The sequence below is a fragment of the Pseudomonas sp. D8002 genome (assembly GCF_013385695.1).
Classification (GTDB): Bacteria; Pseudomonadota; Gammaproteobacteria; order Pseudomonadales; family Pseudomonadaceae; genus Aquipseudomonas.
Map to the genome: position 1 here is coordinate 22,142 of NZ_JACAPM010000011.1, position 19,239 is coordinate 41,380.

General features: G+C 61.9%; 18 protein-coding genes. 8 read left to right on the forward strand and 10 right to left on the reverse strand.

Going from position 1 to position 19,239, the window contains the following annotated elements:
* Positions 1-42: 42 nt before the first annotated feature.
* The 4 genes from HX807_RS06015 to aldA form a co-directional block, all read right to left on the reverse strand.
* Positions 43-1,653 (reverse strand): GMC family oxidoreductase, encoded by a 1,611-nt coding sequence (locus HX807_RS06015; RefSeq protein ID WP_177049494.1) that lies wholly within the window; start codon positions 1,651-1,653, stop codon positions 43-45.
* 27 nt (positions 1,654-1,680) lie between these two features.
* Positions 1,681-2,898, reverse strand: coding sequence for a mandelate racemase/muconate lactonizing enzyme family protein (locus HX807_RS06020; RefSeq protein ID WP_008432553.1), 1,218 nt, complete (start codon positions 2,896-2,898; stop codon positions 1,681-1,683).
* A 1-nt stretch (position 2,899) separates the two neighbouring features.
* Positions 2,900-4,210: a nitrate/nitrite transporter gene (locus tag HX807_RS06025; protein WP_008432552.1), complete on the reverse strand. Its 1,311-nt coding sequence runs from the start codon at positions 4,208-4,210 to the stop codon at positions 2,900-2,902.
* A 76-nt stretch (positions 4,211-4,286) separates the two neighbouring features.
* Positions 4,287-5,711, reverse strand: a complete 1,425-nt coding sequence (gene aldA / locus HX807_RS06030; protein WP_177049496.1) for an aldehyde dehydrogenase — start codon at positions 5,709-5,711, stop codon at positions 4,287-4,289.
* 208 nt (positions 5,712-5,919) lie between these two features.
* On the opposite strand from aldA, the gene ccoN reads away from it, so the two are divergent.
* Positions 5,920-7,347 carry a cytochrome-c oxidase, cbb3-type subunit I gene (gene ccoN, locus HX807_RS06035; protein ID WP_008432550.1) on the forward strand — a complete coding sequence of 476 codons (1,428 nt, stop codon included), beginning with the start codon at positions 5,920-5,922 and terminating at the stop codon, positions 7,345-7,347.
* On the forward strand, positions 7,347-7,568 hold the full coding sequence (locus tag HX807_RS06040; RefSeq protein ID WP_008432549.1) for a cbb3-type cytochrome c oxidase subunit 3: 222 nt from the start codon (positions 7,347-7,349) through the stop codon (positions 7,566-7,568). Before ccoN ends, HX807_RS06040 begins: the two co-directional genes overlap by 1 nt.
* A 110-nt stretch (positions 7,569-7,678) precedes the next feature.
* Here HX807_RS06040 and HX807_RS06045 read toward each other — a convergent pair whose 3' ends face one another.
* Positions 7,679-8,173 (reverse strand): hypothetical protein, encoded by a 495-nt coding sequence (locus HX807_RS06045; protein ID WP_003212554.1) that lies wholly within the window; start codon positions 8,171-8,173, stop codon positions 7,679-7,681.
* Positions 8,174-8,299: 126 nt separating this feature from the next.
* Here HX807_RS06045 and HX807_RS06050 point away from each other — a divergent pair, with 126 nt between their 5' ends.
* The gene (locus tag HX807_RS06050; RefSeq protein ID WP_008432548.1) at positions 8,300-8,995 is read left to right on the forward strand and encodes an aspartate/glutamate racemase family protein; all 696 of its coding nucleotides are present in this window, start codon (positions 8,300-8,302) and stop codon (positions 8,993-8,995) included.
* Here HX807_RS06050 and HX807_RS06055 read toward each other — a convergent pair.
* The 3 genes from HX807_RS06055 to HX807_RS06065 form a co-directional block, all read right to left on the reverse strand.
* Positions 8,992-9,504, reverse strand: coding sequence for a GNAT family N-acetyltransferase (locus HX807_RS06055; protein WP_177049498.1), 513 nt, complete (start codon positions 9,502-9,504; stop codon positions 8,992-8,994). The genes HX807_RS06050 and HX807_RS06055 overlap by 4 nt on opposite strands.
* A 77-nt stretch (positions 9,505-9,581) precedes the next feature.
* Positions 9,582-10,727, reverse strand: a complete 1,146-nt coding sequence (locus HX807_RS06060; protein ID WP_177049500.1) for a glycerate kinase — start codon at positions 10,725-10,727, stop codon at positions 9,582-9,584.
* Positions 10,728-10,818: 91 nt separating this feature from the next.
* The gene (locus tag HX807_RS06065; RefSeq protein ID WP_003212558.1) at positions 10,819-11,925 is read right to left on the reverse strand and encodes a sugar diacid recognition domain-containing protein; all 1,107 of its coding nucleotides are present in this window, start codon (positions 11,923-11,925) and stop codon (positions 10,819-10,821) included.
* Positions 11,926-12,085: 160 nt separating this feature from the next.
* Between HX807_RS06065 and HX807_RS06070 the strand changes: the two genes are divergently transcribed.
* Both HX807_RS06070 and HX807_RS06080 read left to right on the forward strand, forming a co-directional pair.
* Positions 12,086-13,396, forward strand: a complete 1,311-nt coding sequence (locus tag HX807_RS06070) for an MFS transporter (protein WP_003212559.1) — start codon at positions 12,086-12,088, stop codon at positions 13,394-13,396.
* Positions 13,397-13,650: 254 nt separating this feature from the next.
* A complete protein-coding gene (locus tag HX807_RS06080) occupies positions 13,651-14,004 on the forward strand; it encodes a hypothetical protein (RefSeq protein WP_023658819.1) in 354 nt (117 codons plus the stop codon).
* Positions 14,005-14,069: 65 nt separating this feature from the next.
* On the opposite strand, the gene HX807_RS06085 is transcribed toward HX807_RS06080, so the two are convergent.
* Positions 14,070-14,774 (reverse strand): SDR family oxidoreductase, encoded by a 705-nt coding sequence (locus HX807_RS06085; protein ID WP_177049502.1) that lies wholly within the window; start codon positions 14,772-14,774, stop codon positions 14,070-14,072.
* A 100-nt stretch (positions 14,775-14,874) separates the two neighbouring features.
* Between HX807_RS06085 and HX807_RS06090 the strand changes: the two genes are divergently transcribed.
* The 3 genes from HX807_RS06090 to rarD all read left to right on the forward strand — a co-directional run bounded on the left by HX807_RS06090 (position 14,875) and on the right by rarD (position 17,883).
* On the forward strand, positions 14,875-15,777 hold the full coding sequence (locus tag HX807_RS06090) for a LysR family transcriptional regulator (protein WP_008432540.1): 903 nt from the start codon (positions 14,875-14,877) through the stop codon (positions 15,775-15,777).
* A gap of 76 nt (positions 15,778-15,853) precedes the next feature.
* Complete coding sequence (locus HX807_RS06095; protein WP_008432538.1) at positions 15,854-16,864, forward strand: aldo/keto reductase; 1,011 nt, start codon at positions 15,854-15,856, stop codon at positions 16,862-16,864.
* Positions 16,865-17,001: 137 nt separating this feature from the next.
* Positions 17,002-17,883: an EamA family transporter RarD gene (gene rarD / locus HX807_RS06100; RefSeq protein ID WP_023658818.1), complete on the forward strand. Its 882-nt coding sequence runs from the start codon at positions 17,002-17,004 to the stop codon at positions 17,881-17,883.
* On the opposite strand, the gene HX807_RS06105 is transcribed toward rarD, so the two are convergent.
* A complete protein-coding gene (locus tag HX807_RS06105; RefSeq protein ID WP_256343949.1) occupies positions 17,852-19,084 on the reverse strand; it encodes a dermonecrotic toxin domain-containing protein in 1,233 nt (410 codons plus the stop codon). The genes rarD and HX807_RS06105 overlap by 32 nt on opposite strands.
* Between the last annotated feature and the right edge of the window lie 155 nt (positions 19,085-19,239).

Sequence of the window (19,239 nt, forward strand, 5' to 3'; positions counted from 1 at the left end):
GTCACAGGATGCATTCCCACGCAGAGCGTGGGAACGATCAATTCAGGCATCCTGCAGGATCAGATCCGCACCCTTCTCCGCCACCATCAACACCGCCGCATGGGTATTGCCCGAGGTCACGTTGGGGAAAATCGACGCATCGACAATCCGCAGTCCTTGCATCCCGTGCACCTTCAGGCGCTTGTCCACCACCGACACCAGCGGGTCCGAGCCCATGGCGCATGAGCCACACAGGTGATAGATCGAGCCGCTGTTCTCGCGGAAGTACTGCAGCATCTGCTCATCGGTTTGCACCGCCGGCCCCGGCAACACCTCGGCCACCGTCACGCCCTTGAGCGCCGGCGCCTGCATGATCTTGCGCATCAGCCGGCTGCCCTGGATCACCTCGTCGATGTCCTTTTGGGTGCTCAGGTAGTTGGGGTCGATCAAGGCCGCGTCCCGTGGGTTTTTCGAGGCGATGCGGATCGTCCCGCGGCTGGTAGGCCGGCACGGGTTGAAGCACAGCAGGAAGCCTGAATACGGCTCGGGCTTGAGGCTGGCCTTGTTGTTTTTCGGGATCTGGTACGACAGCGGGTTGAAGTACAGCTGCAGGTTCGGATGCGCCTGTTCAGCATTACCGCGAAAGAACCCGCCGGCCTGGTTGACGCTCATGGCCAGCGCGCCCTTGCGGGTCAGCAGGTATTTGAGGCCGAGTTTGAACTGGCCAAACAGCGAACTGAGCTGGTCGTTCAGGGTCGGGATATTGGCCTTGTAGTAATAGCTGGCGCAGAGGTGGTCCTGCAGGTTCTGCCCCACTGCAGGCAGGTCCTTGACCAGCGGGATGTTGTGTTCGGCGAGCAATTGCTTGTCCGCCACACCCGACAGTTGCAGGATCTTCGGCGTATCCACCGCCCCGGCGCACAGGATCACCTCCTTGCGCGCGCTGAAGGTGCGGACCACGCCGTGCTGGGTCACGCTGATGCCGGTGGCGCGCTGCTGATCGTCGAACAGCACGCGGTCTACCAGCGCATGCAACTCCACGGTCAGGTTCGGCCTACCCAACGCCGGGTGCAGGTGCGCAAAGCTGCTGGAGCAGCGCTCACCGTTGCGGGTGTTGACGTCGTAGAGGCCCGCACCTTCGAAGTTCGGCCCGTTGAAGTCATCGCTCAGGCCATAGCCCAATTGCTCGCAGCCCTTGAGAAATACATCGCAGATGGCATGGGTCTGGCCCTTCATCGGGGTGATGCTGATGGGGCCGCTGCTGCCGTGGTATTCGGTGTCGCCCAGGGGGTGATTTTCCAGCTTGCGGAAGTACGGCAGCACGTCCTTGAAGCCCCAGCCGTCGTTGCCATTGGCCGCCCAGTCATCGAAATCATGGGCCTGGCCGCGCACGTAGATCATGGCGTTGATCGAGCCGGAACCGCCCTGCACCTTCCCCCGCGGGGCATAGATGGCACGGTCGGCCAGCTGTTTTTGCGGCTGGCTGTAGTACATCCAGTTGAAGGTCGGGTTGTAGTACATCTTGGCGAAACCGACCGGGATCTTGAACCACCAGGAGCTGTCCTTGCCGCCGGCTTCCAGCAGCAATACCGAATGCTCGCCCGAGGCGGAGAGTCGGTTGGCCAGGACGCAACCTGCGGCGCCGGCGCCGGCGATGATGTAGTCGTATGTCATTCACGGTTACCGCATAAGTCGTTTTTTTTAGCCCTTGGCGGGCGAAGTGTCTTTCACGTCAGCAGGCGTGGGCGCCATTTGCAGGTGCAGCCGCTCGCCGGTGTACGGCGTGTGCTTGCGCACCACGTCCATGTTCAGCTCCACCCCAAGGCCCGGCTCGGTGGACGGGATGATGTAGCCGTCCTCCCATTGCAGCGGCTTGGTCAGCACTTCGGCATGGAAACCGCCCCAGGTCATGATGCTTTCCTGGATCAGGAAATTCGGCGTGCACGTGGCCAACTGGAAACTCGCCGCTGCGCCGATCGGTCCGTTGTACAGGTGCGGGGCGATCTGCGCGTAGTAGGCCTCGGCCATGCTTGCGATTTTCTTGGCTTCCAGCAGGCCGCCGCAGCGGGCCACGTTCATTTGCAGGATCGATGCTCCACCGGCCTGCAAGAGCTTGAAGAACTCGTACTTGGTGGTCAGGCGCTCGCCGGTGGCGATGGGAATGCTGGTCTTGGCCGCGACCTGGGCCATGGCCTCTTCCTGGCCTGGTGGCACCGGTTCTTCGAACCACAGCGGGTCGTATTTCTCCAGGCGCTTGGCCAGGCGAATCGCCGACGAGGGCACCATCTGCCCGTGGGTGCCGAACAGCAGGTCGCACTTGTCGCCCACCGCCTCGCGAATCTTGCGGCAGAAGGTTTCGCAGCGTTCCAGCACTTCCAGGGAGATCTGGTGGCCGGAGTACGCGGTGTACGGGCCTGCCGGGTCGAACTTCACGGCGGTGAAGCCCTTGTTCATGTTCTCGATCGCGCATTCGGCGGCCAGGTCCGGGTCGTCGTAGTCGTACTCGCCCTTGCTGTTGACCGGGTACAGGTAGGTGTAGGAACGCAGGCGTTCGTTGACCTTGCCCCCCAGCAACTCATAGACCGGTTTGTTGGCGGCCTTGCCGATGATGTCCCAGCAGGCCATTTCCAAGCCGCTGACCACCCCCATCATGGTCAGATCGGGGCGCTGGGTGAAACCGCTGGAGTACGCCTGGCGGAAGAAGCGCTCGATGTGGTGCGGGTCGTGGTTGAGCAGGTAGCGCTCGAACACGTCCTCGATGATCGGCAGCATGGCCTTGGGGCCGAAGGTGGCGGCGTAGATCTCGCCCACGCCTTCGATGCCGCAGTCGGTTTTCAGTTTGACGAACAGCCAATACATGCCGCCGATGTGCGGTGGCGGTACGGCGACAATATGGGTTTCAAGGGCGACGATTTTCATCTCAGGCACCTGTCTGGTTGAATTTTTTACGATTGATCCGGGCGCGCAAGGTCAGGGCCGCGAGGGTCCCGAGCACGCCGATGAAGGCGATGTAGCCGAAGTACAGGTTGTAGCCGACCTGCCCCGGGTATGTGTCGGTGAGGTAGCCATTGATCAGCGGGATAAAGGTGTCCGGCAGGTAACCCACCACCGAGACGATGCCGATGGCCAGGCCGGTGATGCGCAGCGGGATGTCGCAGCTGTCGAGGATCGCCCAGTACAGGCCGCGAATCGCGTAGGTCATCAGGCCGATAAAGATCACCGTGCCGATCAGCAAGCCGAGGCTGCCAATGGCCGGGAACACGATCAGGCCGACCATCGCCAGGGTCACCAGCATCAGCGCGACGATCAGCACCGAGATGTTCGAAAACTTGTCCCCCAGCCAGCCGCCGCCGATCCCGCCGATGGGTCGCATCCACAACTTGATGGTGGTGATGGTGCCGGCCATCACGGCGGTCATGCCGCTGCCTTGCAGGTAATCGGAGAAGCTGTAGGTGGCCCAGAACATGTGGTAACCGCAGAACACGATGGCGGTCACCAGCCACAGCTCGGGGATTTTCACCAGGGTGGTGAGGTCGGCGATCAGGTTGAACTTGCCCTTCTCCACCGCCGCAGTTTCGGCCATGGACTTGGGGTCCTTGAGCAGCACCAGCACACAACCAATGGCGATACACACGAACGAATACAGGTACACAACGTGCTTGAAGCCTTCGGCCGCAGTTTGGCTGCGGGTCTCGGTGGCGTAGGCGAACAGCCCCAGGGCCACGGTCGCCAGCAAGGCTTCCACCAGGCCACGGCCGCCGTCGAGGATGCCGAAGAAACGGCCCTGCTCACTGTGATGGGCGATCATCTTCACCCGCTTGAGCACCGAAGCCCAGAAGGTCAGGCCGGTGGTCAGGCCCCAGCAGCCGAAGATGATCATCAGGCCGGTCATCGACGGCACAGTGGAGTACCAGATACCCAGGGCCCCGGTGGCCACCAGCGAAAAGAAGATCAGGAAGCGTGGCGGCAGGCGATCGGCCAACCAGCCGCTCGGCAGGTAGCTGAGCAGGAAGATCGTACCGAGCATCGAGTACAGATAACCCAGCTGGCTGTGGTTGATCTGGAACACCTCGAGCATGGTGGTCTGGTAGACCTGGCGCAGGTAGAGGATCGGGTAGATCGCCCCGGCAGCCAATACCAGCAACATCAATTGGAAGTAGCGACTGGCTTTGTCGCTTTTAGCCGCGGACACGGCATCGAAACCCTGGGCAACGGGTGCAGGCTTGGACATCTTGTAGACCTCGGGCACCCACTGTGCAGGTGCCCCGATAATTGTTTTTATTGAGGTGAAGCCGGTGGTCGGTGAATCAGTACTTCATGACCACCAAACGGGTCTGGGTGAATTCAAGCATCCCGTGCTTGCCGTCATCGCCGCCCAGCCCTGAGCGTTTCCAGCCGGCGTGGAAACCCTGGTAAGGGTCGGCCGGGGTGCGATTGACGTACAACTCGCCGGCCTCGATGGCGTTGGCGACTTTCATGGCCGTGCGGTAGTTCTCGGTATAGAGCACCGACGACAGGCCGAACTGGTGATCGTTGGCCATAGCCAGCGCTTCGTCGATATCGCGGTACTTGAGCACCGGCAGCACCGGGCCGAAGATTTCTTCCTGGATGATTTCCATGTCCTGGCGGCAGGCGCTGAGCAGCGTCGGCGGGTAGAAATGGCCCGGGCCGTCGGGGAGTACGCCGCCTGTTTCCAGTACAGCACCGTCGGCGATGGCGCGCTCGACCATGGCGTGAATATTCTGCCGGGAGCTGGCGTTGACCAGTGGGCCCATCAGGCCCGCATCCGTGGCACGGTCACCGAATTTGACGGCGCTGATCTTGGCCTTGAGCAGGGCCAGGAATCGGTCATAGACGCTTTCCTGCACATACACCCGCTCGACGGCCGTGCACAGTTGGCCGCAGTGGGTGGTCTTGGAAGCGATGATGTCGCTGGCGGCTTTTTCCAGGTCGGCGTCGGCCTCGATGATCGCCGGGGTCTTGCCGCCCAGCTCCAGGGACGGCTTGGCGATGTTGGCCTTGCAGTAGTCGAGCACGATGCGCCCGGCGTTGACGCTGCCGGTCAGGGTGATCAGGCCCACGGCCTTGTGGGTGCACAGGGCGGCGGCGGTGGCGTGGTCCATGGTCAGGATGTTGATCACGCCGGCCGGCATGCCCGACTGCTCGACGGCGCGGGCGATTTCAAAGGCGGACAACGGCGTGTTGTTGCTCGGGCGCACCACCACGGTGTTTCCGGCAATCAGCGCCGGGGCGATTTTGCGCAGCAGGGTATAGACCGGGTAGTTGAACGGAATCAGGCAAGCCACGACGCCAATGGGCTCGCGTTGCAGGAACAGGTTTTCGTCCGGGGTGTCGCTGGGGATGATTTCGCCTTCGATGCGGCGCGCCCATTCGGCGTGGTAGCGGGTGATCTGGGCGGCGTAGCGCGCTTCGTTGCTGGCGTCGTCGAGGCTTTTGCCGGATTCGCTGGCCAGCGCCCGGCCTATGCTTTCAGCGCAGGTTTCGAGGGCGGCGGCGAAAGCCCGCAGGTGTTCGGCGCGCTGGATGCTGGTGAGCTTGCCCCAGGTTTTCTGTGCGCTGGCGGCGGCATCGACGGCCGCAATGGCTTCATCAGGGGTGGCGGCGGACACCCGGCCTACCTGGGCCTCGGTCGCGGGGTTGTAGACCGCGATTTGGGCGGTGCTGGCAGGTTCGGCGAAGTGGCCGTTGTAAAAGTTGCGCTCGATTTGCATATGGTTTTTTGCCCAATCGTTGTTGTTTTGCGAGTGACTTGCAGTTTTGTCATTGGGCGGGGGTTGGACAAACGATTTATTGACGGGGGTAACGTGCGAAAAATGCAGGTTAGTGGCTGATCCGTATTAATGACCCGGGTCTGAGTCTGTATTGTTCTACCCATACTTCCTACAGTGCCGCCCACTTGGAACCGTGGGAGGACTAAGCATGCAACCACCATCAACCGCACAGGCCTACAACTACAAGGTCGTGCGTCAATTCGTCATTGCAACTATCGTCTGGGGCGTGGTCGGCATGGCCATGGGCGTGTGGATCGCCTCGCAACTGGTGTGGCCCGAGATGAACCTCGACCTGCCGTGGACCACCTTCGGCCGCCTGCGCCCGCTGCACACCAGCCTGGTGATTTTCGGCTTTGCCGGCAGCGCGCAATTCGCCGCCAGCTACTACGCAGTACAGCGCACCTGCCAGGTACGGCTGTACTCGGACAAGCTCGCTGCCTTTACCTTTTGGGGCTGGCAGTCGGTGATCGTGATCATGCTGGTCAGCCTGCCACTGGGTTACACCACCACCAAGGAATACGCCGAGATCGAGTTCAGCGGCGCGGTGTGGATGACCGTGGTGTGGGTGGCCTATGCGATCGTGTTTTTCACCACTGTGGTGCAGCGCAAGACCCAGCACATCTACGTCGGCAACTGGTTCTTCGGTGCATTTATCGTGGTGATCGCCATGCTGCACGTGGTCAATCACCTGTCGATCCCGGTGGACTGGTTCAAGTCCTACCCGGTGTATTCCGGGGCCACCGACGCGATGGTGCAGTGGTGGTACGGGCACAACGCCGTGGGGTTCTTCCTGACCACCGGTTTCCTGGGGATGATGTACTACTTCGTGCCGAAGCAGGTCGGGCGGCCGGTGTATTCCTATCGCCTGTCCATCGTGCACTTCTGGGCGCTGATCACCCTGTACATCTGGGCCGGTCCGCACCACCTGCACTACACCGCGCTGCCGGACTGGGCGCAGTCGCTGGGGATGGCGATGTCGCTGATCCTGCTGGCGCCGAGCTGGGGCGGGATGATCAACGGCATGATGACGCTTTCCGGGGCCTGGCATAAATTGCGCACCGACCCGATCCTGCGCTTCCTGGTGCTGTCGCTGGCGTTCTACGGGATGTCGACCTTTGAAGGGCCGATGATGGCGATCAAAACCGTCAACGCCCTCTCCCATTACACCGACTGGACCATCGGCCACGTCCACGCCGGCGCCCTGGGCTGGGTGGCGATGATCACATTTGGCTCGCTGTACCACATGATCCCGAAAATCTTCGGGCGCGCGCAGATGCACAGTGTGGGGCTGATCAATATGCACTTCTGGCTGGCGACCATTGGCACGGTGCTGTACATCGCGTCGATGTGGGTCAACGGCATCACCCAGGGCCTGATGTGGCGGGCGGTGAACGATGACGGCACCCTCACCTACTCGTTTGTGGAAGCGTTACAGGCCAGCCATCCGGGATTTGTGGTGCGATTCGTCGGCGGGGTGTTCTTCCTCAGCGGCATGTTGCTGATGGCGTACAACACCTGGCGCACGGTGCGAGTGGCGGATTTGAAGGTGGCGCAGCTTGACGCGCAGATCGCCTGATGTGGGAGATAGCGCTGAACCTGGCGGCGGTGATCAGTCTGTATGGCGCGGTGGAGTATTGCCTGCGGGGCCAGTCGAAGGAGAGCCTGGATGAGGCCAGCCTGATGCCGTTCGCCGATGACCCGGAAGTGGCGCGGCGGGTGGAGCGGGCCACGGGCAAGCGGGTCAACGCGGTGGCGCCTGAGGAAACAAAGCAGGACTGGGGCAATATAGAGATCTAATTGTGGGAGCGGGCTTGCTCGCGAAAGCGGTGGTTCAGTCAACATATACAGCGACTGACACACCGCTTTCGCGAGCAAGCCCGCTCCCACACAAGCACCACATTGAGCGACTAGCCGCGTTCGCGGGGAATCAGGCTCTGCAACTGCAACGCCAGGAAGTTGGCATCGAAGCCGAACGTATCCGGGTCTTTCAAACCGTTGGTTTTCTTCCACAGCCAGTCGTTTTTCCCCGGCAGCAATACCAGGGAAATGCTGCCGTAGCGGGCGGCGGTCAAGCCCATCACCGACAGCGAAATCAAACCGCCGGCGCCCATCACATCCGGCACGAACTCCACCGGTTTGCCGGCGATATGGATGGTCAGTTTCTCGGTCTTGAAGGTGGAGGTCTCCACCGGCACGCTGGGGCCGGAAGCCACGTACGCCTCGCGCTGCACTTCCAGCAAACCGACCGTCTTCACAGGCGCAAGCCACTGCTCGATCTGGCCGAACAACTCGCCGATCTTCTGCGCCCAATGGGCCGACTGCACTTCGAACTGCTGTTTCTTGTGGGCTTCGCTGTCGGCGTAATGACGCAGCATCTCGCCCAGTTGTTGTACATCGTCCATTGCCGTGTTCCTTGGGTGACCCATGTTGCGAGCCTTGATCATGGCAGATGCCGCACACCGGCGTATGACTAAAGCGCAGCGCGCGGGTAATGTGGTGCCCTCGCCCGTCCAATTCAGGAGCATCGCATGCGCACCATCGGCCTTATCGGCGGCATGAGCTGGGAGTCCAGCGCCGAGTATTACCGCATCATCAACCAGAACGTGCGCGACCAGCTCGGGCCGCTGCGCTCGGCACAACTGTTGATGTACAGCGTCGACTTCGGCCCGGTGGAGCAGGCCCAGCACGCCGGGCGCTGGGACGACGCGGCGCTGATCCTCGAAGACGCCGCCCGCCGCCTGCAAGCCGGGGGCGCCGAGTGCATCGTGCTGTGTACCAACACCATGCACCTGGTAGCGCCGCAGATTGAAGCGGCGGTGTCGATACCGTTTCTGCATATTGCAGACGCTGCCGGCGCGGCGGCCGTGGAAGCTGGCACCCTGAGCGTTGGCCTGCTGGGTACCGCATTTACCATGGAGCAGGAGTTTCTCAAGTCACGCCTGGCGGCGCAGGGGCTGACCGTGCTGGTGCCGGACGCTGAAGAGCGCCAGGCCGTGCACCGGATCATTTACGAAGAGTTGTGCGTCGGGGTGATCAGCGACGCATCGCGCGAGGTGTACCAGCGGGTGATCGAGTCTTTGGCCGCCCGTGGCGCCCAGGCCATCATCCTCGGCTGTACGGAAATCAGCCTGTTGATCAAGCCGCAGCACAGCGACCTGCCCTTGCTGGACACCACCGAGCTGCATGCGCAGGCTGCGGTGGCGTTTGCGTTGCAGGACGACTAGGCCGGCTTGCGGATGCGCGCCATGGTCAGCGTGTCGACGAATGCGCCGTCACGCACGGCGTAGTCGCGCAGCAGGCCTTCGGTCTCGAAGCCGAACTTGTGGTACAGCCGGTGGGCGGCTTCGTTGTCGGCGTACACCGTGAGTTCCACCCGGTGCAGGTTCATCCAGTTATCCGCCACCTCCAGCGCCGCGCCCAGCAGCCGGGAGCCCACGCCCTTGCCCTGCCAGGCGGTGGCGACGCCCATGCCGAATGAACCGACGTGGCTGCGGCGCACACGGGAATATTGCTCAAGCCCCAGGTTGCCGATCACCTCATCCGCATGCACGGCCACCAGTTGTAGCCGCCGTTCATCCCCGGGTGCCAGGCGTGCGCGCCAGGCTTCAACCGACTGGAAAGGCATTTGCAGCACCTGACGGCATACAGCCGGGTCGTTGTAGAGCGCAGCGACGCCTTCAAGGTGGGCCTCGGTGAAGCGCGTGATAACGATTTTGGGTTCAGGTGTGTGCATGGTGTTTCATCCTTTGAAAACACATGGCGGGCCAGTGTAGGCGGCAAAGCCTCAGAATGGCGAGCCCAGCACCGCAATTACCGGGGCCGCGCAGCAACCAGTTTCCAAACCCGGGCGATGTCCGAGGCGCGTTCGCGCAACAGGCGCGGCGCCTCGCTGCAGGCCTGCTCCAGGGTAGTCGGGCCTGACGGCAAGGCGAACGCGGCGTCCACGCCATGGGCGTACATCTGCTCATAGCCATCACCCAAGGTGCCGGCGATCACGATCACCGGCACGTTGTGCTGTTTGGCGATCCGCGCAACGCCAAACGGGGTTTTGCCCCGCAGGGTCTGGGCGTCGAAGCGGCCTTCGCCAGTGATCACCAGGTCGGCGCCACGCACGGCCTTTTCGAGACCCACCAACTCGGCGACCACTTCAACACCCGCACGAAACTGTGCGCCAAGGAACGCCTTGGCGGCAAAACCCAGGCCACCGGCGGCGCCGCTGCCGGGTTCGTCGCGTACATCTTTGGGCAAGACCTTGGCGCAGTGATCGGCGAAATGGCCGAGGGCGGCATCCAGTTGCTCGACTTGCTGGGGATTGGCACCTTTTTGCGGGCCGAAAATCGCCGAGGCACCGTGGGGGCCGCACAGTGGGTTGTTCACGTCGGCGGCAATTTCGAAGCGCACCTGGGCCAGGCGTGGGTCCAGTTGCTCAAGGCTGATGCGCGACAGCTTGGCCAGCGCCAGGCCGCCGAGAGGCAGTGCTGCACCCTGGGCATCAAACAGCTGCACACCCAGGGCGAGCATCGCCCCGGCGCCGCCGTCGTTGGTGGCGCTGCCGCCGATGGCCAGGATGATGCGTTGGGCGCCCGCATCCAGGGCGGCACGGATCAGCTCGCCGGTACCGAAGGTGCTGCTGGAACACGCATCACGTTTTCCCGGCGGCACCCGTTGCAGACCGCTGGCTTCGGCCATTTCGATGATTGCGGTGTGGCTCTCGGCCAACCAGCCCCAATGCGCGTCGACACTGCCGCCCAATGGCCCTTGCACACGGCTGGTGCGCAGCTCGCCCTGGCAGGCGGCGAGTACCGATTCCACCGTGCCCTCACCACCGTCCGCCATCGGGCACTTGATCAGCTCGGCGTCGGGCCACACGCTGGCCAACCCCTCGGCAATGGCATTCGCCACGCCTTCAGCACTCAGGCTGTCCTTGAACGAGTCGGGGGCGATGATGATTTTCATGGGCTTTCTCCGGTTTTTATAACGCCCATGCTGCCAGTTGGCACCGGCAATAACGCCGGTCCATTGCACAAGAGTGGCTGGGGTTTGTTGTTCATTTGGACAAAGCTTGCGGCAATAGCTGCACGCCGAGGTACAACGCGAGCATGCCGTCGAGGGTCAGCGGGTCGACGCCGCTCAGCTCGGCGATGCGTTCCATGCGGTAGCGCAGGCTGTTGCGGTGGATCCCCAGGGCATCGGCGCAGGCTTGGCTTTGGCCGTCGTGGTCGCACCAGCTGCGCAGGGTCGCCAGCAACTGGCCGTTGCTGTCCTTGGCCAGTACCTTGCGCAGCGGGTTGAGCAATTCATCGAGGGCGTCGTCGTTGCGGTGGCGCCAGAGCATGACCGGCAGGCGGTAGCGATTGAGGGTCAGCAACCGCGATTCGGGCAGCACATCACGGCCATAGGCGAGCAGGTCGCCGACTCGCCGGTAACAACGGCGCAGGCCGGCCAGCCCGTCCGCTTGCCCGCCGACGGCGACCCGCAGGATGTTCCAGCCCAGGCCGTCGAGCTTTTCCAGCAGGCGCGGGTTATCGACTTGCACCGAGGCCGGCCGGCACCACAGCAGGGAAAACTGCGCGGAGCTGACGCACCAGCTGTCGGGGTAGCGCGAGGTCAGCCAGGCGCTCAAGGCCTCGGCCGACTGGCCGCTGCCCAGCTCGAACAGGTACGGCGTGCGCGCCAGCTGCGGCTTGAGGCCCAGTTGCTGGGCTTCATCCACCAGGCGCGGCGAATCGCCGGTCTCGGCCAGCAGCAGTGCCAGCAGATCATCGCAGCGCTGGCGCCGCCATTGCTGCTCGGCTTGCTGGTGACGCTGGCTGACCAGCATTTCGGCGGTCATGCGCACCAGTTCGGCATAGGTGCGCAGCAATTCCGGCTCACCGGTAATGCCCAGCACGCCGATCAGGCGCTGGTCGTGCAGCAGCGGCAGGTTGATCCCGGGTTGCACGCCCTTGAGGTGCTTGGCGGTCTGGCCGTCGATTTCCACCACCCGCCCGTTGGCCAGCACCAACTGCGCGCCTTCGTGGCGGGTGTTGATCCGCTCGGGTTCGCCGCTGCCCAGGATCAGGCCCTGGCTGTCCATGACGTTGACGTTATAGGGCAGGATCGCCATGGTGCGATTGACGATATCCTGCGCCAGGTCATGATCCAGCTCGAACATGGGGCTAAATTCCTGAAAAAACCGGTTGTTCATAGGCACAGCGCAAACCATGCTTCACTGTGCGCGAGCACAAAGACAGCACCCCTTGAGGTGGCCGAGACTCGTTGGGCGATCAACGTTACCCTCGCATCGCGAAAAATCATAATAAAGAGAGACTGCCATGTCACAGAGCGCCGCTGTTACCCAGGCCACCGATGACGATAAAAACGCCGTATACAAGCGCATCACCCTGCGCCTGATCCCCTTCATTTTCATCTGCTACCTGTTCAACTACCTCGACCGCGTCAACGTCGGCTTTGCCAAGTTGCAGATGCTCGACGACCTGAAATTCAGCGAGACCGTGTACGGCCTCGGTGCCGGGATCTTCTTTATCGGCTACGTGCTGTGCGGCGTGCCGAGCAACCTGGCGCTGACCAAATTCGGTCCACGGCGCTGGATTGCGCTGATGATGATCGTCTGGGGCGCCCTGTCCACCTGCCTGTTGTTCGTTACCACACCGACGCACTTCTACGGCTTGCGCCTGCTGACCGGCGCCGCTGAAGCCGGGTTCTTCCCGGGCGTGGTGCTGTACCTCTCGCAGTGGTTCCCGACCTTCCGCCGTGGGCGGATCATGGCGCTGTTCATGTCGGCGATTCCGGTATCCGGCCTGCTCGGCAGCCCGTTCTCCGGCTGGATCCTCAACCACTTCGCCGCCGGCCAGGGCGGGCTTGCGGGCTGGCAGTGGATGTTCCTGCTGCAAGGCGTGCCGACGGTGATCCTCGGCGCCCTCGCCTACTTCCTGCTCAGCGACAGCTTTGCCAACGCCAAGTGGCTCACGCCCCATGAGCGCGCGGTGCTGGAAGCCGACCAGGCGACCGACCTGGCCAACAAGCCGAAGACCACCAGCGACTCGCTGCTGGAAGTGTTCAAGAACCCGGCGATCTGGGCGTTCGGCCTGATCTACTTCTGCATCCAGAGCGGTGTGTACGCCATCAACTTCTGGCTGCCATCGATCATCAAGAACATGGGCTTCAGCGATAACCTGGTGATTGGCTGGTTGAGTGCGATCCCGTACCTGCTGGCGGCGGTGTTCATGCTGCTGGTGGGCCGCTCTGCCGACTTGCGCAAGGAGCGTCGCTGGCACCTGGTGGTGCCGATGCTGATGGGCGCGATCGGGCTGGTGATTGCGGTGAACTTTGCAACCACGCCGGCCATTGCGATCCTCGGCCTGACCATCGCCACCATGGGCGCCCTCACCGGCCTGCCGATGTTCTGGCCGGTGCCAACCGCGATGCTCAGCGCAGGTGCGGCAGCAGGTGGCTTGGCGTTGATCAACTCCATGGGCCAGATGGCGGGGTTCCTCAGCCCGTATATCGTCGGGTTTGTGAAAGATGCCACCGGGTCTACGGACCTGGCGCTGTACCTGCTGGCGGCGGTGATCGTCGCGGGCAGTGTGTTGGCGTTGCGCATGACGCGCACACTCAAGGCTTGAATCAGCGCTGACCGGTGCCGCGATATCGAGGGCGGCGCCGGTCATCTATCTGCTCATATAAAGGCGTGTTTTTATAGGCAAACAACTGCCTGACAGCCGTATTAACCTCTACGCCCATTCCAGGTAACAAATAGGCTACAACCTTTACCCAGCCTTTACTTTCGTACTCCATCATCCCGTCCGAAACCGCTGTCTGAAGCCTATGCCCGGGGATATTATCAAGACCGGTTCGGTGCATACGTAGAGGACTTATCATGATCAGTCGACTCTCAAAAATGAAAGTAGCCATGTTGCTCATTGCCACCCTCGCCATCGCAGGGCAAGCAGAAGCCCGTGGAGGATATGGCTATGGCTGGGGTCACGGTTATGGGTACGGGCATGGCGGTGGTTGGGGCTGGGGTGGCCCGGCTTTGCTGGGTGCGGTTGTCGGCGGTCTCGTAGTGGGTTCGGTGGTCGCCAACTCCCAGCCTCCGGTCTATGTGCAGCAGCAACCGGTTTACGTGCAACCGCAGCCGGTGTACATCCAACAGCCGCCACCGGTCTATTACCAGGCGCCGCCTCCAGGCTATTACTACCCGCCACAACCGGTTCCGGTGCCACGTTATTAAGCACGGCCCTATTACTGATAATGCAGGTCCCGCCTGAAAGCGGGACCTTTTTTATTCAGCTGCCTTTAGAGTAATCCGCCGCCGTCGACATCAATCACGCTACCGGTGATAAACCCGTTCTCCATCGCCAACACATACCCGGCAGCCACTTCTTCGGCCTGCCCCACGCGCCCCACCGGCAACGCCCCGCCCGCCTTGGCAAACATTGCCAGTCGCTGCTCATCGGACAACCCGGCATACGCCTCGGTGTCGATCACCCCCGGGCTGACCACATTGACCCGCCGTGGCGCCAGTTCCTTGGCCAGTTGCTTGCCCAGCGCTTCGGTCGCCGCATTGATGCCGGTCTTGATGAATTGCCCCGCAACCGTTTTGCGCCCCAACTGCCCCGACGTCAGGGTGATGCTGCCGCGCTCGGCGAGAAATGGCAGCGCCGACTGGATCGCCCGCAGCGAACCCCAGAGCTTCACGTTGAAGTTGTCTTGCGCCAGGTTCAGGTCGGTCTCGATCAGGGCCTTGGCCTGCACCGCAGGCCCTGCGGTGTAGACCAGATGGTCAAACTGCCCCACGGTTTCGAACAAGCGCTGTAATGAGGCTGCGTCGGTCACGTCCACCTGCTCGCTGCGCACCCCGTTCTCCACGGTTGAAGACAAGCGCCGCCCGGCCAGCACCACATGGGCACCGCGTGCCACGGCCTGCTTGGCCACCTCGGCACCGATGCCGCTGCTGCCGCCAATGACGATGATGGTTTTGCCGTTGAGGGGAGATGTCATGGGGAAATACCTGGCTGAGAAAATGAGCTTTCATCTTCCCAGCTTGGCAATCGTTGAAAAATCCCGGTAAAACGACAAGATCTTTAAAGGATTTTTACAAATTAGCTCAATCCTCGACCTTGAAGTGTTCGTACGCACCGCCGACACCGGCAGCCTGTCGGCAGCCGCCCGCAGCCTCAGCCTGACCCCGGCCGCAGCGAGCATTGCCCTCAAGCGCCTGGAAACCCGCCTGGGCATCCGGCTGCTGGCGCGTTCCACCCGCAGCATGCGCCTGACCGAAGAAGGCCGGCGCTACCTCGACAGTGTGCGCGTGGCCCTGGAGGCGCTGTCGGAAGGCGAACAGGCGGTCAAGCAGCAAGGCCAGAGCCTGAGCGGGTTACTGCAATTGGCCGCGCCCTCGGATTTCGGGCGCAATGTGCTGCTGGGCTGGCTGGATGAGTTCAAGCTCGAACACCCGAACGTGCGCCTTCAGTTGCTGCTCAATGACAGCAATGCCGACCTGTTCCGCGAAACCGTCGACATCGCCCTGCGCTTCGGCGTACCACGGGACTCCAGCCTGGTCGCGTTGCCGGTGGTGCCCGACCACACGCGGGTGGCGTGCGCCAGCCCCGACTACCTCGCGCGCCACGGTACGCCACGCCTCCCCCAGGACCTGGCACAACACAGCACGCTGCGCTATATGCGCCAGGGTCGGGCGAACAACACCTGGTACTTTCGCCAGGGCGAGGTGCTGCAGGAAGTCGAGGTCGGCGGCGACTACCTCAGTGATGACGGCGAGATCGTGCGGCGCTGGGCATTGGCCGGGCACGGCATCGCCTATAAAGCGCGGCTGGATGTAGCGCGCGATATCAAGGCCGGGCGCCTGGTGCCGTTGCTCACCGATTGGCAAGGCGAACCGACCCCGTTCAATCTGATGTGTCCCCATCGGTTGCAGGTGTCGGAGCGGGTCAAGGTACTGCACCGCTTCCTGCAACTGCGCTGCGCCGAACTATTGCCGCAATAACCGTCGCGGGGCTTGTTCCAGAGCCTTGCTCTCTGGTATTGGATAGGGCCTGTCTCCCCCTTTTGAGGTGTTCACGATGATTTACCGCACACTGGGCCAGTCCGGGTTGAAGGTCAGCGCACTGACCCTGGGCAGCATGATGTTTGGCGAGCAGACCAACACCGAGGACTCGCTGCGCATCATCGACAAGGCCTGGGATCAAGGCATCAACTTTATCGACACCGCCGACGTCTACACCGGCGGGCGCTCCGAGGAAATCGTCGGCGAAGCCATCGCCCGCCAGCGCCAGGATTGGGTGCTGGCTTCGAAAGTCGGCATCGGCCCGGCGGATGGCCTGCCGAACCGCAGCGGCCTGAGTCGCAAGCGGATTTTCAATGCGCTGGAAGCCAGCCTGACGCGCCTCGACACCGATTACCTGGACATCTATTACCTGCACCGCGAAGACCACAACACGCCACTGGAAGTCACGATTTCAGCGATTGGCGACTTGATCCGCGAGGGCAAGATCCGCCACTGGGGCCTGTCCAACTATCGCGGCTGGCGGATCGCTGAAGTGATCCGCGTGGCCGAGCGCCTCGGGGTGGACAAACCGATCATCAGCCAGCCGCTGTACAACATCGTCAACCGCCAGGCCGAGGTGGAGCAGATCACCGCCGCCGCCGCGTATGGCCTGGGCGTGGTGCCTTACAGCCCGCTGGCCCGTGGCGTGCTCAGCGGCAAATATGCGCCGGACGTTACGCCTGAAGCCGGCAGCCGTGCCGGGCGCCAGGACAAGCGCATCCTGGAAACCGAATGGCGCGTTGAATCCCTGCGCATCGCCCAGCAGATCCAGCAATACACCCAGGGCCGTGGCGTGGGGATTGTCGAGTTCGCGATTGCCTGGGTCCTGAACAACTCGGCGGTCAGTTCGGCGATTGTCGGGCCGCGCACCGAGGCGCAGTGGGATGCCTACACCGGCGCGCTGGAGGTGAAGATCACGGCGGAGGACGAAGCGTTCATCGACTCGCTGGTCACGCCAGGGCATGCGTCGACGCCAGGGTTCAATGATGTGAGCCACTTTGTGTCGGGGCGAGTTGCCCGGCCATAAGTCCCTTTTATGGGGGGACCTGAGAAATCCTCCCATAAACCGCTCCAAAACAGAGCAAACATCTCACCTCAAAAGCACTATATTCCCTCCCTGAAATCCCCCCTTCTTTTGTATCAATCGGCTTTCGTGAGGACAGTGTGTCTAAAGGTGTTGTGTTATCGGTCTTGGCCTCGGTGTTGTTTGCCGTGATGTATTACTTCACGTCGCTGCTTACGCCCTTGAGCGGCCTGGAGATCTTCGGCTGGCGCATGTTGTTGACGGTGCCCTGCATGACCGTGTTCATGATTGTCAGCGGCGAGTGGCGACGGGTGTGGGAACTGGTTCGGCTGGTTGCGGCCAAACCCGCGCTGATCGGCGGGGTCGTGGTGTCTTCGGCGCTGCTGGGGGTGCAGTTGTGGCTGTTCATGTGGGCGCCGCTCAACGGTCGCAGCCTGGATGTATCGCTGGGCTATTTCCTGCTGCCATTGACGATGGTGCTGACCGGTCGGCTGGTGTATGGCGAACAATTGTCACGCCTGCAAAAGATTGCGGTGTTCTTCGCCGGTGCTGGTGTGCTGAACGAGTTGTATCAGGTGGGCGGATTCTCCTGGGCAACCCTGGTAGTGATCATCGGCTACCCGGTTTACTTCGTACTGCGCAAACGCCTGAAGACCGACCACCTCGGCGGGCTGTGGCTCGATATGGCGCTGATGTTGCCGGTGGCACTGTGGTTCGTGCAAAGCGGCGAACAGGGTTTTGCCGTGCTCGACGCCCACAAGGGCTTGTACGCCTTGATCCCGATGTTGGGCTTGATCAGTGCGTCGGCGCTGGTGTGCTACGTCGTCGCCAGCCGCTTGTTGGCCTTCAGCCTGTTCGGGCTGCTCAGCTATGTAGAACCGGTGCTGCTGCTCGGCGTGGCCTTGTTGTTGGGCGAAAGCATCAAGGCGGGGGAATGGCTGACGTATCTTCCGATCTGGCTCGCGGTGATGGTGCTGGTGTTTGAAGGCTTCAAGCATTTGGTGCGTCAGCAGAAGGCCTGACAGCGCTTTTTTTTGCTGCCATTTCGAGCATTACAGCCGTTTGCGACAACCCCCCTCGGATGGCCCCGTAATACGGAATCCTGCCTTGGATTTCGTCGCCTATTTGCGTCAGTGCGGCGTCCATTTGCGCCTTTTCAACGCCAAACAGCTTACCGAGCCGGTTGCCATGGTTGAGTTCAAGCAAGGTGCCGGTGACGGGGTTTTTGACGATTTTTTCGATGGACTGCGCCACATCCTCAGGCACGCCCAGTGCGATCAAGGCCGTCCCAATGCCTGAACCCGGATTCTTCAGTTGGCGGATGAACTCGTCGAACAGCCCCCATAAATCGTTGGCACCTACATTATCCAGGCTGACACTGACGACCGTTTTCAAGTATTGCTCTCGCGAGACAGGCGACAGCGGCTGGTCATTGTTCAGGCCGTTTTTCACAAAGTAGAAGTTGCCCTTGTTACCTCCTCCATGGAAGTTGCCGTAGGCATCGTACTGATAGAGTACGGTTTCTCCGTCCGGACGTGTGCCTGCGAAAGTCACCCGGCCATCACGGGTCTCAACTTTCAGGTAGGTCCCCGTCAGCCCGTTGACCGGTACCGGCGGCACGCTTGTGTGCTTGTCCAGGCGATTGAAGATATCGCCCTTTTCGTAGCCAAAAGGCCCGACCACGGCATTGATATCGCCTGCTGCGAAGCGCGTCATCGTGTCTTTTACCCGCTTTGTCTGATCGGCAGGTGCATTGCGGGAAAAATGCCCGGCAAATACATCCAACTTGTCAGGGTCGGTGGCGACCTCTTTGAGCCAGGCGTTCATTTCTCCAAGGTTATTGAATTCGAAGAACGAATTGCCCTCAACGTCAGGAATATACAACAGGACATTCGTTCCGGTTTCAGAGGCGGGTACGCGTTTGACCACCAGAATGTCGCTCGACTGGATCCCGTCCACCGCGAACGTGCAGACCTGCGCACCGACGGTTGATGAGGTACCCGGGGCCAATACGGCATTGGCCAGTTCGACGCCTGCGGCGGTCAGCTCGCCCTGCGCACTGCTCCATTCCACGTTCGAGGAAAACGTCACGCGGGCGACAGTGGCAGGACTTAATGGGGAGGGAACAGTTGGGGCCAAGGGACTGATGGCCGGTTCGTCGTTGACGGCTGCTGCCTGATTCAAACCTGGAGGTGGACTACCGGTGTGCGCAATGACTGTCATACATGAACCTCAACTGGGCATATGACACTGAGTAACGCTGGCAGTGAATTCCGTTCCTGGCCGCTGGCAACCGCCTATGTCCCGATGTTTCTGCCGGGCAACAAAAAGCCCGGCCAGGTGCAATCCCGGTCGGGCTTTTTTGTGTATCGCCCAGG

Excerpts from the sequence above, each read along its gene's own strand:
- HX807_RS06015 (WP_177049494.1), bottom strand. The coding sequence starts at position 1,653 with ATGACATACGACTACATCATCGCCGGCGCCGGCGCCGCAGGTTGCGTC.
- HX807_RS06020 (WP_008432553.1), bottom strand. The coding sequence starts at position 2,898 with ATGAAAATCGTCGCCCTTGAAACCCATATTGTCGCCGTACCGCCACCG.
- HX807_RS06025 (WP_008432552.1), bottom strand. The coding sequence starts at position 4,210 with ATGTCCAAGCCTGCACCCGTTGCCCAGGGTTTCGATGCCGTGTCCGCG.
- aldA (WP_177049496.1), bottom strand. The coding sequence starts at position 5,711 with ATGCAAATCGAGCGCAACTTTTACAACGGCCACTTCGCCGAACCTGCC.
- ccoN (WP_008432550.1), top strand. The coding sequence starts at position 5,920 with ATGCAACCACCATCAACCGCACAGGCCTACAACTACAAGGTCGTGCGT.
- HX807_RS06040 (WP_008432549.1), top strand. The coding sequence starts at position 7,347 with ATGTGGGAGATAGCGCTGAACCTGGCGGCGGTGATCAGTCTGTATGGC.
- HX807_RS06045 (WP_003212554.1), bottom strand. The coding sequence starts at position 8,173 with ATGGACGATGTACAACAACTGGGCGAGATGCTGCGTCATTACGCCGAC.
- HX807_RS06050 (WP_008432548.1), top strand. The coding sequence starts at position 8,300 with ATGCGCACCATCGGCCTTATCGGCGGCATGAGCTGGGAGTCCAGCGCC.
- HX807_RS06055 (WP_177049498.1), bottom strand. The coding sequence starts at position 9,504 with ATGCACACACCTGAACCCAAAATCGTTATCACGCGCTTCACCGAGGCC.
- HX807_RS06060 (WP_177049500.1), bottom strand. The coding sequence starts at position 10,727 with ATGAAAATCATCATCGCCCCCGACTCGTTCAAGGACAGCCTGAGTGCT.
- HX807_RS06065 (WP_003212558.1), bottom strand. The coding sequence starts at position 11,925 with ATGTTCGAGCTGGATCATGACCTGGCGCAGGATATCGTCAATCGCACC.
- HX807_RS06070 (WP_003212559.1), top strand. The coding sequence starts at position 12,086 with ATGTCACAGAGCGCCGCTGTTACCCAGGCCACCGATGACGATAAAAAC.
- HX807_RS06080 (WP_023658819.1), top strand. The coding sequence starts at position 13,651 with ATGATCAGTCGACTCTCAAAAATGAAAGTAGCCATGTTGCTCATTGCC.
- HX807_RS06085 (WP_177049502.1), bottom strand. The coding sequence starts at position 14,774 with ATGACATCTCCCCTCAACGGCAAAACCATCATCGTCATTGGCGGCAGC.
- HX807_RS06095 (WP_008432538.1), top strand. The coding sequence starts at position 15,854 with ATGATTTACCGCACACTGGGCCAGTCCGGGTTGAAGGTCAGCGCACTG.
- HX807_RS06105 (WP_256343949.1), bottom strand. The coding sequence starts at position 19,084 with ATGACAGTCATTGCGCACACCGGTAGTCCACCTCCAGGTTTGAATCAG.